The sequence below is a fragment of the Pseudomonas petrae genome, from assembly GCF_021728295.1.
GTDB classification, from domain to species: Bacteria; Pseudomonadota; Gammaproteobacteria; order Pseudomonadales; family Pseudomonadaceae; genus Aquipseudomonas; species Aquipseudomonas petrae.
In genome coordinates this window covers 49,331-64,300 of the sequence record NZ_JAKJXE010000010.1, presented here as the reverse complement: position 1 = coordinate 64,300, position 14,970 = coordinate 49,331, and the positions used below count along the sequence as shown (strand labels likewise).

The following is a 14,970-nucleotide window of genomic DNA, read 5'->3' as shown; positions in this document are numbered from 1 at the left end:
GCTACTTCCTTAACGTGGCGTTTAACCTTTCCTCTAGCGAGGTGAGAATTTGCTGCGTCGAAGCGTTTACCTCATCGTCAGTAAGAGTGCGCGATGGATGTTGCCAGGTCAAGCCGACTGCAAGGCTTTTTCTAAGCGGATCAATGCCTTTACCCTGATAAACATCAAATAGCCTGAGGTCTGTGAGCCATTCCCCTGCATTCTCACGAATAACGTCCAGCACGGCGGTCGCCGAAACATCACGATCGGCCAGCAGCGCCAGGTCGCGACGCACTTCCGGGAAGCGTGAAAGCTCGTGGAATTTCGGCAGGCGGCCCACGGCAACTTCAGCCAGAACCAGCTCGAACACGAACACCGGACGATCAAGTCCCAGCGTTTTCGACAGCTCAGGGTGCAGCGCGCCGATGTAGCCGACTTCACGCCCTTCACGCTCGATACGGGCGGTCTGACCCGGGTGCAGCGCGGGATGGCTTCCGGGTACGAAACGGAAATCATCCTGCGCACCGGCGAAGCCCAGCACTGCTTCGACGTCAGCCTTGACGTCGAAGAAGTCGACGACATCGCGGCCTTGCGCCCAGCCTTCCGGCAGACGGCTGCCGCAGATCACACCCGCCAGCATCGGCTCTTGCTTCAAGCCTTCCAGTTGACCGACGAAACGCAACCCGCTCTCGAACAGGCGCACGCGATCCTGCTGGCGATTGAGGTTGTGTTGCAGCGACTTCACCAGACCCGGCCACAGGGACGAACGCATTGCCGACATGTCAGCCGAGATCGGATTGGCCAGCAACAGCGGCTCAACGCCCGGGCTGAACAGCTCAAACCATTTCTGATCGATGAAGCTGTAGGTGATTGCTTCCTGATAACCGCGCGCCACCAACAGCCGACGCAAGGCCGGCAGATCACTCTGAGCCTCGGCACGCGGCTGTGGTGCCAGACGCGCCTGCGGGTAACGAACCGGCAGACGGTTGTAACCGTGGAGACGCGCAAGCTCCTCGATCAAATCGACTTCGAGGGTGATATCAAAGCGATGACTTGGCACTTCGACGCGCCATTGCTCGCTGGCGTGAAGCGCGACGGTGAGGCCAAGCGCGGTCAGCAGACGCTCGATTTCCGCTGCGTCCATCTTCATGCCCAGCATCTGCTCGATACGCTCTGCACGCAGAATGATCGGCTCAACCGAAGGCAGATGCTGATCGCTGACGGTCTCGATGACCGGACCGGCTTCACCGCCGGTGATTTCCAGCAGCAGGCCGGTGGCGCGCTCCATGGCTTCGCGGGCCAGCTGCCAGTCGACGCCGCGCTCGTAGCGATGGGAGGCGTCGGTGTGCAGGCCATACGAACGTGCCTTGCCGGCAACGGCAATCTGATCGAAAAAGGCGCTTTCAAGGAAAATATTGCGGGTCGTCGCGGACACGCCGCTGTGCTCGCCACCCATGACACCGGCGATGGCCAGGGCACGCTGGTGGTCGGCAATGACCAGGGTATCAGCGCGCAAGCTGACTTCCTGACCATCCAGAAGCACGAGCTTCTCGCCCTCTTCCGCCATACGCACGCGAATACCGCCATTGATTTCGGCAAGGTCGAACGCGTGCAACGGCTGACCCAGTTCAAGCATCACGTAGTTGGTGATGTCGACCGCGGCGTCGATGCTGCGGACGTCCGAGCGACGGAGGCGCTCAACCATCCACAACGGCGTAGGACGCGACAGGTCGACATTGCGGATGACGCGACCCAGATAGCGAGGGCACGCCGCAGGCGCAAGCACTTCAACCGGACGCACTTCATCGTGAACGGCCGGAACCGCTGCAACCTGTGGGTGCGTGACGACTGCGTCATAGAGCGCACCCACTTCACGGGCCAGACCGGCCACCGACAGGCAGTCGCCACGGTTGGGCGTCAGGTCGACTTCAATACTTGCGTCGTCCAGCTCCAGATAAACGCGCACATCCTGACCAACCGGCGCGTCGCCCGCCAGCTCCATCAGGCCGTCATTGCCCTCGCCTACCTGCAACTCGGCCTGCGAACACAGCATGCCGTTGGATTCGACTCCACGCAGCTTGGCTTTCTTGATTTTGAAATCGCCCGGCAACTCTGCGCCGATCATGGCAAACGGGATCTTCAAACCGGGGCGCACGTTTGGCGCGCCACACACAACCTGAAAAGTCCCGGCGCCGTTGCTCACCTGGCAAACGCGCAGCTTGTCAGCGTCCGGGTGCTGCTCGGTGCTCAGCACCTCGCCCACCACAACACCGCTGAAAACGCCCGCTGCCGGGGTGACGCTGTCCACTTCAAGGCCGGCCATCGACAGACGAGCAACCAGCTCGTCGCGGGACACCTGCGGGCTAACCCAGCCACGCAGCCATTGTTCACTGAATTTCATCCTGCTCTCCTAAAGAATTCGTTACGGGCGACCTAGCGAAATTGCGCGAGGAACCGCAAGTCGTTGTCGAAGAACAGGCGCAAGTCGTTGACGCCATAGCGCAGCATCGCCAGACGCTCTACGCCCATGCCGAAGGCGAAGCCCTGGAATTCTTCCGGATCGATGCCCGACATGCGCAGCACGTTCGGGTGAACCATGCCGCAGCCCATGACTTCAAGCCAGCCGGTCTGTTTGCAGACGCGGCAGCCTTTGCCGCTGCACATCACGCATTCCATGTCGACTTCAGCCGAAGGCTCGGTGAACGGGAAATACGAGGGACGAAAACGCACTGCCAGCTCTTTTTCAAAGAACACGCGCAGGAATTCCTCGATGGTGCCTTTCAGGTCGGCGAAGTTGATATCGCGGTCGACCAGCAGGCCTTCGACTTGATGGAACATCGGGGAATGAGTGATATCGGAGTCACTGCGATACACACGGCCGGGGCAGACGATGCGGATCGGAGGCTTCTGCGATTCCATGGTGCGGACCTGAACCGGCGAGGTATGGGTGCGCAGCAGCATGTTCGCATTGAAATAGAAAGTGTCGTGCATCGACCGGGCCGGGTGATGGCCTGGGATGTTGAGCGCTTCGAAGTTGTGATAATCGTCTTCGACCTCAGGGCCTTCGGCAATACCGTAGCCGATATGGGTGAAGAACTGCTCGATTCGTTCCAGAGTGCGGGTAACCGGATGCAGACCGCCAGTGGTCTGGCCACGGCCAGGCAGGGTCACATCAATGGATTCGGCCGCGAGTTTGGCCGCAAGATCAGCCTCCTCGAACGACGCCTTGCGCCCATTGAGAACCTCTGTGACACGCTCCTTGGCTTCGTTGATCAGCGCGCCGACGTGCGGCCGCTCTTCAGCAGGCAGATTTCCCAGGGTCTTCATCACCTGAGTCAATTCGCCCTTCTTGCCAAGGTACAGAACCCGGATTTGCTCCAGGGCATTGATATCTTCGGCGCTTTGCACGGCCTCAAGTGCTTGAGAGACCAGCGCGTCCAGGTTTTCCATGTACAGACTCCAGATACAAAATAGGGGAAGAGCTTACAAGGCTCTTCCCCTATTTATGACGTTTAACACCGAACCCCGAGCGGGGTCCGGTGATTGCCGGGGACTTAGGCCAAAGTGGCTTTAGCTTTCTCGACAATCGCAGCAAACGCCGCTTTTTCGTTCACTGCCAGATCAGCCAGAACCTTGCGGTCGATCTCGATCGACGCTTTTTTCAGGCCAGCGATGAAACGGCTGTAGGACAGACCGTTGATACGCGCACCAGCGTTGATACGAGCGATCCACAGAGCGCGGAACTGACGTTTTTTCTGACGACGGTCACGGTAGGCGTATTGGCCAGCCTTGATTACCGCTTGCTTGGCAACACGGAATACGCGTGAACGCGCGCCGTAGTAGCCTTTAGCAAGTTTCAGAATTTTTTTGTGACGCTTACGGGCAATGACGCCACGCTTTACACGAGCCATGAGTTAATTCCTCTGTTCTTGATCAAAATTAGCAAAGGCGCAGCATGCGCTTGACTTTTGCCACGTCGGACGGATGCAGCAAGCTGCTTCCACGCAATTGACGCTTACGCTTTGTCGACATTTTGGTCAGGATGTGGCTCTTGAAAGCGTGCTTGTGCTTGATGCCATTCGCGGTTTTCAAAAACCGTTTAGCTGCACCACTTTTAGTCTTCATCTTTGGCATGTTCGGATACTCCGCATTCAGTTGATAAACATAACCGCAAGGCCTGCCGTGCCCTGGTGGTTATTTCTTCTTTTTCGGGGCGATGACCATGATCAGCTGGCGTCCTTCCATCTTAGGATGCTGTTCGACCGAGCCGTATTCGAGCAGGTCAGCTTCAACCCGCTTCAACAGCTCCATCCCCAGCTCCTGGTGGGCCATCTCACGACCGCGAAATCTCAAGGAAATCTTGGCCCTGTCCCCGTCACTCAGGAAACGTACCAGGTTGCGTAGTTTTACCTGGTAATCCCCTTCCTCCGTCCCTGGACGAAACTTGATTTCTTTAACCTGGATCTGCTTCTGATTCTTCTTGGCGGCAGCAACCTGTTTCTTCTTCTCGAAGATCGATTTGCCGTAGTCCATCAGTTTGCAAACAGGGGGTACTGCATCGGCGGAAATTTCCACCAGATCCAGCTTGGCCTCTTCAGCCTTAAGAAGCGCGTCTTCAATTGACACAATCCCAAGCTGCTCACCCTCAGCCCCAATTAAACGAACCTCACGTGCCGAGATATTCTCGTTGATCGGGGCTTTCGGTGCAGCTCGTTTATCTTGTCTCATTTCACGCTTAATAATAATTACTCCGAATCTTGGCGACCACGCCGGGAAACCGCTTGTGCAAGGAACTCCGAGAACTGGGCGACCGGCATCGAGCCAAGGTCTGCGCCTTCACGTGTACGCACAGCGACAGTTTGTGTTTCAACCTCCCGATCTCCAATCACGAGGAGATACGGAATTTTGAGCAACGTATGCTCGCGGATTTTAAAGCCGATCTTTTCATTTCTCAAGTCGGACTTGGCACGGAATCCGCTTTGCGCCAATGTTTTTTCCACCTCAAGGGCAAAATCAGCCTGTTTATCAGTGATATTCATGATCACTGCTTGAGTTGGAGCAAGCCACGCAGGGAAGGCGCCTTCGTAATGCTCGATCAGGATTCCGATGAAGCGCTCGAAGGAGCCAAGGATTGCGCGGTGCAACATGACCGGGTGCTTGCGACCGTTGTCTTCCGACACGAATTCGGCACCCAGACGGATCGGCAGGTTGAAATCGAGCTGCAGAGTACCGCATTGCCAGACGCGACCCAAGCAATCCTTGAGAGAAAATTCGATCTTCGGACCGTAGAACGCACCCTCGCCCGGTTGCAGATCGTACGGCAGACCAGCGCTGTCAAGGGCTGCAGCCAGTGCGGACTCGGCGCGATCCCACAATTCATCGGAACCGACACGCTTCTCCGGACGGGTCGACAGCTTCATTTCGATGTCTTTGAAACCGAAATCGGCGTAGACCGCCATGGTCAGCTTGATAAACGCCGCAGATTCAGCCTGCATCTGTTCTTCGGTGCAGAAAATGTGCGCGTCGTCCTGGGTGAACGCCCGCACGCGCATGATGCCGTGCAGCGCACCCGAAGGTTCGTTGCGGTGACAAGCGCCGAATTCGGCCAGACGCAGCGGCAACTCGCGGTAGCTTTTCAGACCCTGATTGAACACCTGTACGTGGCACGGGCAGTTCATCGGCTTGATGGCGTAGTCGCGGTTTTCCGACTCGGTGGTGAACATGTTCTCGGCGTAGTTCGCCCAGTGCCCGGACTTCTCCCACAGGGAGCGGTCGACAACCTGAGGCGTCTTGATCTCGAGGTAGCCGTTTTCGCGCTGGGTCTTGCGCATGTACTGTTCGAGAACCTGGTAAAGCGTCCAGCCGTTCGGGTGCCAGAACACCATGCCCGGCGCTTCTTCCTGGGTATGGAACAGGCCCAGGCGCTTTCCGATCTTGCGGTGATCGCGTTTTTCGGCTTCTTCGATTCGCTGGATGTAAGCAGCCAGCTGCTTCTTGTCAGCCCACGCCGTGCCATAAACGCGCTGCAGTTGCTCGTTCTTGGCATCGCCGCGCCAATAGGCGCCGGACAACTTGGTCAGCTTGAACGACTTCAGAAAACGAGTATTCGGCACGTGCGGACCGCGGCACATGTCGACGTATTCTTCGTGGTAATACAGGCCCATGGCCTGCTCGTTCGGCATGTCTTCGACCAGCCGGAGCTTGTAATCTTCGCCACGGGCCGTGAACACTTCGATCACTTCCGCGCGCGGCGTGACCTTCTTGATGACGTCGTAATCCTTTTCGATGAGCTGCTGCATGCGCTGCTCGATCGCCGCCATGTCGTCCGGGGTAAAAGGACGCTCGTATGCGATGTCGTAATAGAAGCCGTCATCGATGACCGGGCCGATCACCATCTTTGCAGTCGGATAGAGCTGCTTGACGGCATGGCCAACCAGGTGCGCGCAGGAGTGACGAATGATCTCCAGGCCTTCCTGATCCTTGGGGGTAATGATTTGCAGGCTCGCATCGGTATCGATGATGTCGCTGGCATCAACCAGTTGACCGTTGACCTTGCCGGCCACGGTGGCTTTGGCCAGGCCTGCACCAATGGATGCTGCGACCTCGGCAACGGATACCGGGTGATCGAAAGAACGTTGACTGCCGTCGGGAAGAGTAATAGTTGGCATGGCGCCTCCTCTCCTAGTGGTGACCCCTACCAAAGGTCACGTGGGTGGGATAGAGCCAGTACGCGATTCGGTGGTATGCCTGCCTCACAGTGGCAGGAGCCCGAAGGCCAACCTGAAGACCGAACCAGAGTGACTGGAACTTACGAAATCGACAGAACTTGCAGCAGGGCAACGGGGCCCCGCGAAACGCGCGCTAATCTGCAGGCGCGCATGCTATCACAGCGTTACGGCAGGGTCAGCTAAACGGTGGTTGGCGGCTTACGACAGGCAGCAGCCTGGCCGCGCGTTGTCAGGTCCACGGAACTGGTGCGCGTCGAAGACCTCAGATTATCGGTACCACACGTTCTGGCCTGACGTCTCGTCGGCACAGCGACAAAATCGACAAAAAGGAATCCACCATGAAGCTTCTACGCGTTGCCGCCCTTCTCGCCCCGCTGGCCCTGACCCTGCCCCTCAGCGCTCATGCCGCGATGGATGCGAAAACCAAGACCAGCTACATGAACGAATGCACCACCGCAGCCACCCAGAGCAATCCATCGATGGACGCCAGCACAGTCAAAGCGCACTGCGAGTGCGGCGCTCAGCAGATCAACCAGAACTTCTCGGACAAGGAGATCGCGTCGCTGAATGACAAAACGACGCCTCCCAGTACCGATATGACCTCTCGCCTGCAGGCTGCAGTGAGCAAAAACTGCCTGAATGGCAAAAAATAAAAAATTTACATTTCCTTGATATCCCGGACCGGGGTGTAAAGAAATGAGTATCGACTAACACCCTGAAGCCCGCGAATTCAGCGGGTTTCAGGGCTGATGAACGGGTTCGCCGCCAAACGCGCCAGTGAGGCTGAACAGGCCTGAAGAGCCCATTTGGAGCGTTATATCGAAGATGCTGACGCAAAGTTCTAATCGAAAAAGTCCAGCATTCACACAATTCGACTATGATAGCGCTCGTGTGCCCAGTTGGCCTGAGCAACACAGCACTACTGAAAATTATGTTCCTGGAGATACACCATGTCTAATCGCCAATCCGGCACCGTAAAATGGTTCAACGATGAAAAAGGCTTCGGCTTCATCACCCCACAGGGTGGCGGCGACGACCTTTTTGTACATTTCAAAGCCATTGAATCCGACGGTTTCAAAAGCTTGAAAGAAGGCCAGACTGTTTCCTTCGTGGCTGAGAAAGGCCAAAAGGGCATGCAAGCTGCTCAGGTTCGCGCGGAGTAATCCCAGCGATCTGAAAAAACCCCGTCACTGACGGGGTTTTTTTATGCCTGCGATTTCAGTTTGCGGTGACGCTATCCGCAATTGACGCGGTTCACCGTGCCCGAATCATCGGTGTTGAGGTTCAGACGATCCGAGCGGTATTCCAGCGTCACGATGTCGTAGGGCCCGAGCACTCTGGCTGTCTGCGCGCCGGCCTTGGCCTTCGCCTGATCCAGCAATGCCGCTGACGCCGGCTTGCCGACGGCGAACTGCACCGCTGCCGCATCACAACGAGCATAACCACCAGCGGAACTGGCCGGGGAACTGGCAACGCTCTCCTCAGGCTGACTCGTAGACTCCGACGTGCTGCTGCAACCGGCCAGCAGCGCTGCGGCGAGCACCAGACCCGATGATGCGTATTTCCAGGGCATACAACCTCCTAACATTTATCTAAAGCAGAACCTCTGCGACAGCGGTCCAGCGGCTTCGTTTCGCCGTGTCCGGGCCAGGGCATGGACACGCGGGCTGTTGAAGACAGCGCAGGAGTCTGCCCCAGACGTCGCCTGCCCGGCGCATTCAAATCGTGACAAAACGTTAAAGCCGCGCCCGCAGGACGCGCCGAACAGGCGGGCGCGACTCAATAGACGTCGACGTAATCGGTCGTGGGGCTGGCCCAGTTGTCGCGAAGGGCGTTGTAGATCTGCGTGACCCACACGGCATCGCTGGCCGCCACCGGGCCGACGCACCCCGACCCGGCAGCCCAGGTTTCCAGGCGAAACAGCAGTCCGCCGATGTCCACGCCGCCCACCGCGTCGCTGGAGATCCACGCACGGCCGTCGCGTCCGACGCGCAGCTGGTTGTGCGCACCGTCCCGTGCAGCCGCGATCATTTGCCGGACAGCGTCGTGGGTGAAGGAATCGGGATTATTGAGATCGATAGACACGGTTTTCATTCTCGCTGCTTTGCACTGCGCAGCGGGAGGCCACGCAGCGCAGCACTGTTGTTACTTCAAAAGACCCAGGCGCTGAGTCAACAGGTCAAAAAAGCCCTGAGCATCGCCGTTTTCGACCCAGAACACATTTTTGTCCTGAGCGAGGGTGTCGTACCAGTCGGCAATGGTCTGGCCGTGAGTAACACCTTCTCGGTTGTCGATCACCAGATTGACCTGCCTGCCGCTGAACAGCTCCGGCTTGATCAGCCAGGCAATTACGCTCGCATCATGTACCGGCCCGCCGGGCAGGCCGTAATGGACCATGTCAGCCTTGACGTACTCGTTGAGGATGCCGCTGACCAACTTGCCGGCCTGATTGTTCAGGCCATCAATCTGCTTGAGGCGCGCTTCGCTGGTGAGGATTTTGTGGGTAACGTCCAGCGGCACGTAGGTGAGCTTCACACCGCTGGCCAGCACTACCTTCGCGGCGTCGGGGTCGGCGTAAATGTTGAACTCGGCCACCGGGGTGATGTTGCCGCCGTTGAAGTGGGCACCGCCCATGACCACGACTTCCTTGATGCCCTGCGTGATGTTCGGCGCCTCAATCAGCGCGAGCGCCAGGTTGGTCTGCGGCCCGAGCATGGCGATGGTGACGCTGTGGGGCGCGGCCTTCTGCAAGGTGTCAACCAGGTATTGCACGGCATTGCCTTCAGCCAACGGCTTCTTCGGCTCGTGCACTTCTACGCCTGGCAGGCCTTCCTTCCCGTGGATGTTCTCGGCGTAGATCGGCGTGCGCACCAGCGGCCGGCCAGCACCGGCGTAAACCGGCACCTCTTCGCGACCGGCCCATTCCCGTGCCAGCCGGGCATTGCGCGAGGTCTTGTCGATACGCACATTACCGGCCACGGTGGTGATCGCCAGAACGTTAAGTTCTTGCGGCGACGCCAGCGCCAAAAGCAACGCGACAACGTCGTCGGCGCCCGGGTCGGTGTCGATGATCACGTCGCGCTTCTCGGCGGCATGCACCGACGTGGCAGATAAAATGGCCAACAGCGCGGCACTCCTGATCAGTCCGGAGAAAAATTGACGATGGGTCTTCATGGGAACTCCTTGTTCCTGGATGTTGAATCTGAAAGATGGGCGTTAAAAAACCACACCCGCCACCAACGCGATGTTGGTGTACGGCTGGCATTCGCCGGTTCGGATGATAGCCCGAGCGCCACGGCTGAGGTGTTTCAGCGCGTCGTGACTCACCAGACGCTGCTCGCCCAGCCCGCCCGAGGCATGCAAGGCCGTGACCGCAGCCAGGGCTGGCGGCTGTTTCGACAGCATCTCTTCGGCGAGGACATGACTCTCGACCTGCATTTCAGTCAGCACCACATTCAGCACGCTGAGGAAATCGGGCACCCCGTGGGTCAGCGCCAGATCGATCAGTTCGACGCCGGCCGGCACGGGCATGCCCGCATCGACGATCATCAGGATGTCGCCGTGGCCGAGAGACGCGATGGCGCGGGACAAGGCGATGTTGAGCAAGGGTGTTTTTTTCATGATTGATGCCCGTGTGCGGCGGAATGAGCAGCAGAGGCCTGAACCTCGGCAAACGTAGGAATGGAAGGCTGCGCGCCGGAACGGGTCACGGACAGCGCCGCGGCGACCTGACCGAAGCGAATGGCGTCGGATTCGGATTTGCCGTCGGCCAGCGCCGCCGCGAAGCCGCCGACGAAGGTATCGCCCGCCGCCGTGGTGTCAACGGGCTGGACCTTGGGCGCCGGGAAGTGCTCGGAGCGCGACGGGCTGGCGAACAAGGCGCCCTGCTCGCCCAGCGTCACAATCACTTTGCTGACGCCGGCGGCAAGCAATGCCGAGGCGGCGGCGTCTGCACTGGCGGTGCTGTCTACCGGCAGACCGGTCAGTGCGGTTGCCTCGCTTTCGTTAGGGATCAGGTAATCGATCCAGGCGAACCATTCGGCAGGCAGCGGGCCACTGGCCGGCGCCGGGTTGAGGATCACGGTCTTGCCCAGTTCGTGGCCGCGCTTGAGGACATGGCCGACGGTGTCCAGTGGCACTTCGAGCTGGCAGATGATGACGTCTGCCTGGGACAGCAAAGCGTCGAAGCCTTCCACCACGGACGCAGTGACGTGGCCGTTGCCGCCGGCCACGATGACGATGGCGTTCTGGCTGCTGTCATCGACGATGATCAGCGCGACGCCGGTGGACTCGCCGCTGATGCGGGTCACTGCCTGACAATCGATGCCTTCGGCAAGCAGCGCGGCGCGAAGTTGTTCGCCATAGGCGTCATCGCCCACACAGCCGATCATGGCGACACTGGCGCCCAGTCGTGCCGCCGCCACGGCCTGATTGGCGCCCTTGCCGCCCGGCACGGTGACGAACGACTGCCCCGCCAGGGTTTCTCCGGCACGCGGCAAACGCGGCGCGCGCGTCACCAGGTCCATGTTCAGGCTGCCCACTATCACTACTTTTGCTTGCATGACGTCTACTCTTCAGAACACTTTTCAGAACACTGTTTTAGACCGGGCAAAGCGCCCGGTTCAACGAAGCTGGGTGAAAGCCTGGGGTGGAGGCGCGGTGGATTCGCGCAGCACGATGCTCGGCGCAACGATCAGGTGTTCGACAGGGGTTTCGCCCCGCGCCGAGATCCGTCGCAACAGCACTTCGGCAGCGCGCTCGCCCAGTTGCAGAATGGATTGGCCGACGGTGGTGAGGGCCGGGTAGACGTATTGGCTCATCTGGATGTCGTCGAAGCCGATGACCGACAAGTCCGCCGGGACCCGCACGTTACGCTCGGCAGCAGCGCGCAACACGCCGATGCCGACCATGTCGTTGGCCGCAAAAATCGCCGTGGGCGGATCCCGCTCCAGCAGTTTCACCGTAGCGAGATAGCCACTGGGGCCGGTGAAATCGCTCTCCACCACCCAGCTTTCCGGCACGTCGACCGAGGCTTCCTGCATGGCCCGGTGATACCCCGCCAGACGCATTTTCGCCACGCTGGTCTGCGCCGGGCCGCAAATACAGGCGATGTGCCGGTGGCCGAGGGACAGCAGATGCGACGTCGCCAGATACGCGCCCAGCTCATGGTCGATGCGCACCAGATCAGCCGTTACGCCGTCCAGGTCGCGGTCGACGATGACCATCGGCGTGCGGACCGCGGACAAACCCTCGACAAGGCTGTCACCGCCGCCCACCGACGAAACGATCAGGCCATCGACGCGTTTTTCCAGGAGCACGCGCAGGTAGCTGCGCTGCTTGTCGGGGTTGTCATCGGAATTGCAGAGGATCACGCAGAAGCCGTTACGCTCGCAGTAATCCTCGATGCCCCGGGCCAGTTCGGCGAAGTACGGGTTGATGCCGTTGGGAATCAACAGGCCGATGGTCGCCGTGGCCTTGGCCTTGAGCGACCGCGCAACGGCGCTGGGCACGTAGTCCAGCTGGACGATGGCGGCCTCGACCTTCTTGCGCACTTGTTCGCTGACCGGTCGGGTGCGGTTAAGGACATGAGACACCGTGGTGTAGGAAATCCCGGCAATCGCCGCTACATCCTTGATGGTTGCCATGTCAGCCGCGCCGCCGCGCGCGATTGCTGCGGTAGGTATCGAGGACCACCGCGACAACAATCACGGCGCCGGTGATGATGCGTTTGGTCGGCTCGGTTGCGCCGATCTGCGCCAGCCCTGCAGCCAGCACCGAAATGATCAGCACGCCGAAGAAGGTGCTGATCACCGAACCCCGCCCACCCATCAGACTGGTGCCACCGATGACCACCGCCGCGATCACTTGCAGTTCAAGGCCCGAGCCGGCGTTAGGGTCAGCGGCTTCCAGGCGTGAAATCTGGAACAGCGCGGCAACGCCCGCCAGCAGGCCCATCAGCGAGAACACCAGGATCTTGTACGGCTTGGGATTGATGCCCGCCAGACGCACGGCTTCCTCGTTGGTGCCGATGCCGATCAGGTAGCGCCCGAACACGGTACGCGTCAGCACGGCCTGGGCCGCGAAGATGACGATCAGCGCGATGACGAACGACGGTGAAATGCCAAAGGCGAAGGGATTGGACAGCCACGCGAACGAGTCACCGATGTACGCGGTGCGCGAGTTGGTCAGCTGATACGCCACGCCCCGCGCCATTTCCAGCACGCCGAGGGATACGATGAACGAGGGAATGCGCCATGCCACGGTGATCGAGCCGGTCAGCGTGCCGGCCGCTGTAGCGCAGGCGATGCCCAGCAACGCCGACGGAAATACGCCCCAGCCCCAGCCGAGCATGGCGACACTGACCGCCGACGCAGCCAGCGCCAGCACCGAACCCACCGACAGGTCGATGCCGCCGATGATCAGGATGAACGTCATGCCGACCGCCAGCACCATCAGGTCAGGGATCTGGTTGGCCAGGGTGCTGAAGGTTTCGTACGACAGGAAATGATCGCTGAGCAGCGAGAACAACACGATCATCGCCAGCAATGCGCCTGCCAGCCCAAGATAAGTGCCCAGGCCGAAGTAGTTGCCGCTGCGTTTGCCCGGAGACGGCAACGCGGCAGGAGTAGTAGAAGTTTTCATCAGTCGATCCTGGGCGCGGCTTCAGACAGCAGCGCGTCACGTTTTTGATAGCCCGCGAAGGCAGCAGCAAGCAGTTCGTCCTGGGTCCAGGTGTCGCGCTCGAAGGTGTCGATCAGGCGCCCGGCAGACAGCACGCCGATGCGGTCGCAGATCAGCATCAGCTCGCGCAGATCACTGGACACCACCACCAGCGCCCTGCCCTGACGGGTCAGTTCACCCAGCAGCGCATAGATGTCGAACTTGGCGCCGACGTCGATGCCGCGCGTGGGCTCGTCGAACAACATCACCTGGCAATCGCGCTCCAGCCAGCGGCCGATCACCACCTTCTGCTGATTGCCGCCCGACAGTTCCGACACCAGTTGCGTGGGGCTGGAACTGCGAATGCGCATGGCGCCCACCTGGCGTTGAGCCAGAGCGATCTCCGAATTGCCGTTGACCACGCCGGCACTGGAAATGGCTTCCATGTTACCCAGCGCGATGTTGGCGCTGATCGATTGCGAAAGCAGCAGGCCCTCGCCTTTGCGGTCTTCGGTGATCAAGGCAATGCCATGACCCACGGCGTCCACTGGCGATTTGATCTGCACGCTGCGCAGCGGGCTGCCCACTTCGATGCTGCCGCTGTCGGCCACGTCCGCGCCGTAAATCAGTCGCAGCAACTCGGTACGCCCGGCGCCGATCAGCCCGGAGATCCCGAAGATTTCGCCGGCCCGGACATCAAAGGAAACGTCGCGGACCTTGTCGGCGCGATTTAAACCTTTGACCGACAGTGCCACTGCTCCGATCTTGCGCTCGCCCAGATCGATCTTCTCGCCCAGTTCGCGGCCAACCATCAACGTGACCAGCTGCTCGCTGTTGTAGTTGGCCATGAAGTCGACGCAGACCAGCTTGCCGTCACGCAGCACAGCGATGCGCTGGGCTACGCGGGCCAGTTCTTCCAGGCGGTGGGAGATATAAATGATGGAAACGCCACGTTCCTGCAGGCGAGTGATCTGCTCGAAGAGCATTTCAACCTCGCGCGCCGTCAGCATCGCCGTCGGCTCGTCGAGGATCAGCACGTGGCAGTCGCCGATCAGGTTGCGCGCGATTTCGACCATCTGCTGATGGCCGATGCCCAGTTCGCTGACCAGCGTGTCGGGGTCGATGGCCTCGAGGCCGACCTGGGCCATGGCCTTGATCGCATCTTCGCGCAGCTTGCGGCGATTGATGAAACCGGCGCGGCTGGGCAGATTATCGAGAAACAGGTTTTCCGCGACCGACAGCGTCGGCAGCAGATTGAGTTCTTGCATGACCATGCGCACACCGAGCTTTTCGGCCTGGGTGCGACTGGCAGGCTGGTAGGGTTGCCCCTGAAATTGCATCTGGCCGGTGGTCGGTGTGACCAGGCCGCCGATGATTTTCGACAGCGTGCTTTTGCCAGCGCCGTTTTCGCCCGTCAAGGCCAGCACTTCCCCGCGCATCAGCGTCAGGTCGATGTCACCGAGTACGGGTTGGGCGTAGGTTTTGCCAATACCACTGACAGATAGAACAGCGGCCTGAGCAGACGCTGACATAACGATCTCCACGCACCTGCCCTCACGGGCAGGCGGTACATATTTTGGAAACTGCTGAGGTGGACAGTGCC

General features: G+C 59.8%; 16 protein-coding genes. 2 read left to right on the top strand and 14 right to left on the bottom strand.

Going from position 1 to position 14,970, the window contains the following annotated elements; genetic code table 11:
- Position 1: 1 nt before the first annotated feature.
- The 6 genes from pheT to thrS all read right to left on the bottom strand — a co-directional run bounded on the left by pheT (position 2) and on the right by thrS (position 6,647).
- Positions 2-2,380 carry a phenylalanine--tRNA ligase subunit beta gene (gene pheT, locus L4G42_RS18145; protein ID WP_237250851.1) on the bottom strand — a complete coding sequence of 793 codons (2,379 nt, stop codon included), beginning with the start codon at positions 2,378-2,380 and terminating at the stop codon, positions 2-4.
- 32 nt (positions 2,381-2,412) lie between these two features.
- The gene (gene pheS, locus L4G42_RS18140) at positions 2,413-3,429 is read right to left on the bottom strand and encodes a phenylalanine--tRNA ligase subunit alpha (protein WP_237250850.1); all 1,017 of its coding nucleotides are present in this window, start codon (positions 3,427-3,429) and stop codon (positions 2,413-2,415) included.
- A gap of 104 nt (positions 3,430-3,533) precedes the next feature.
- Positions 3,534-3,890: a 50S ribosomal protein L20 gene (gene rplT / locus L4G42_RS18135; protein WP_007905879.1), complete on the bottom strand. Its 357-nt coding sequence runs from the start codon at positions 3,888-3,890 to the stop codon at positions 3,534-3,536.
- Between the two features lie 28 nt (positions 3,891-3,918).
- Positions 3,919-4,113, bottom strand: a complete 195-nt coding sequence (rpmI, locus tag L4G42_RS18130; RefSeq protein ID WP_003442181.1) for a 50S ribosomal protein L35 — start codon at positions 4,111-4,113, stop codon at positions 3,919-3,921.
- Between the two features lie 60 nt (positions 4,114-4,173).
- The gene (gene infC, locus L4G42_RS18125) at positions 4,174-4,725 is read right to left on the bottom strand and encodes a translation initiation factor IF-3 (RefSeq protein WP_172613086.1); all 552 of its coding nucleotides are present in this window, start codon (positions 4,723-4,725) and stop codon (positions 4,174-4,176) included.
- Positions 4,725-6,647 (bottom strand): threonine--tRNA ligase, encoded by a 1,923-nt coding sequence (gene thrS / locus L4G42_RS18120; RefSeq protein ID WP_133771115.1) that lies wholly within the window; start codon positions 6,645-6,647, stop codon positions 4,725-4,727. The genes infC and thrS overlap by 1 nt, the downstream gene beginning before the upstream one ends.
- Before the next feature lie 398 nt (positions 6,648-7,045).
- Here thrS and L4G42_RS18115 point away from each other — a divergent pair, with 398 nt between their 5' ends.
- Together L4G42_RS18115 and L4G42_RS18110 are read left to right on the top strand one after the other, a co-directional pair.
- Positions 7,046-7,360, top strand: a complete 315-nt coding sequence (locus tag L4G42_RS18115; RefSeq protein ID WP_237250849.1) for a hypothetical protein — start codon at positions 7,046-7,048, stop codon at positions 7,358-7,360.
- 297 nt (positions 7,361-7,657) lie between these two features.
- Positions 7,658-7,870: a cold-shock protein gene (locus L4G42_RS18110; RefSeq protein WP_065991529.1), complete on the top strand. Its 213-nt coding sequence runs from the start codon at positions 7,658-7,660 to the stop codon at positions 7,868-7,870.
- 71 nt (positions 7,871-7,941) lie between these two features.
- Here the strand turns inward: L4G42_RS18110 and L4G42_RS18105 are convergent, their stop codons facing one another.
- The 8 genes from L4G42_RS18105 to L4G42_RS18070 all read right to left on the bottom strand — a co-directional run bounded on the left by L4G42_RS18105 (position 7,942) and on the right by L4G42_RS18070 (position 14,899).
- The gene (locus L4G42_RS18105; RefSeq protein ID WP_237250848.1) at positions 7,942-8,280 is read right to left on the bottom strand and encodes an I78 family peptidase inhibitor; all 339 of its coding nucleotides are present in this window, start codon (positions 8,278-8,280) and stop codon (positions 7,942-7,944) included.
- A gap of 206 nt (positions 8,281-8,486) precedes the next feature.
- On the bottom strand, positions 8,487-8,792 hold the full coding sequence (locus L4G42_RS18100) for a hypothetical protein (protein ID WP_237251035.1): 306 nt from the start codon (positions 8,790-8,792) through the stop codon (positions 8,487-8,489).
- A gap of 60 nt (positions 8,793-8,852) precedes the next feature.
- The gene (locus L4G42_RS18095) at positions 8,853-9,881 is read right to left on the bottom strand and encodes a nucleoside hydrolase (RefSeq protein WP_237250847.1); all 1,029 of its coding nucleotides are present in this window, start codon (positions 9,879-9,881) and stop codon (positions 8,853-8,855) included.
- A 42-nt stretch (positions 9,882-9,923) separates the two neighbouring features.
- The gene (rbsD, locus tag L4G42_RS18090) at positions 9,924-10,328 is read right to left on the bottom strand and encodes a D-ribose pyranase (RefSeq protein WP_108120153.1); all 405 of its coding nucleotides are present in this window, start codon (positions 10,326-10,328) and stop codon (positions 9,924-9,926) included.
- The gene (gene rbsK, locus L4G42_RS18085; protein WP_237250846.1) at positions 10,325-11,269 is read right to left on the bottom strand and encodes a ribokinase; all 945 of its coding nucleotides are present in this window, start codon (positions 11,267-11,269) and stop codon (positions 10,325-10,327) included. Before rbsK ends, rbsD begins: the two co-directional genes overlap by 4 nt.
- A 60-nt stretch (positions 11,270-11,329) precedes the next feature.
- The gene (locus L4G42_RS18080) at positions 11,330-12,352 is read right to left on the bottom strand and encodes a LacI family DNA-binding transcriptional regulator (RefSeq protein WP_237250845.1); all 1,023 of its coding nucleotides are present in this window, start codon (positions 12,350-12,352) and stop codon (positions 11,330-11,332) included.
- Between the two features lies 1 nt (position 12,353).
- The gene (locus tag L4G42_RS18075; RefSeq protein WP_419789382.1) at positions 12,354-13,349 is read right to left on the bottom strand and encodes an ABC transporter permease; all 996 of its coding nucleotides are present in this window, start codon (positions 13,347-13,349) and stop codon (positions 12,354-12,356) included.
- Positions 13,349-14,899 (bottom strand): sugar ABC transporter ATP-binding protein, encoded by a 1,551-nt coding sequence (locus L4G42_RS18070; RefSeq protein WP_237250844.1) that lies wholly within the window; start codon positions 14,897-14,899, stop codon positions 13,349-13,351. The genes L4G42_RS18075 and L4G42_RS18070 overlap by 1 nt, the downstream gene beginning before the upstream one ends.
- Positions 14,900-14,970 lie beyond the last annotated feature (71 nt).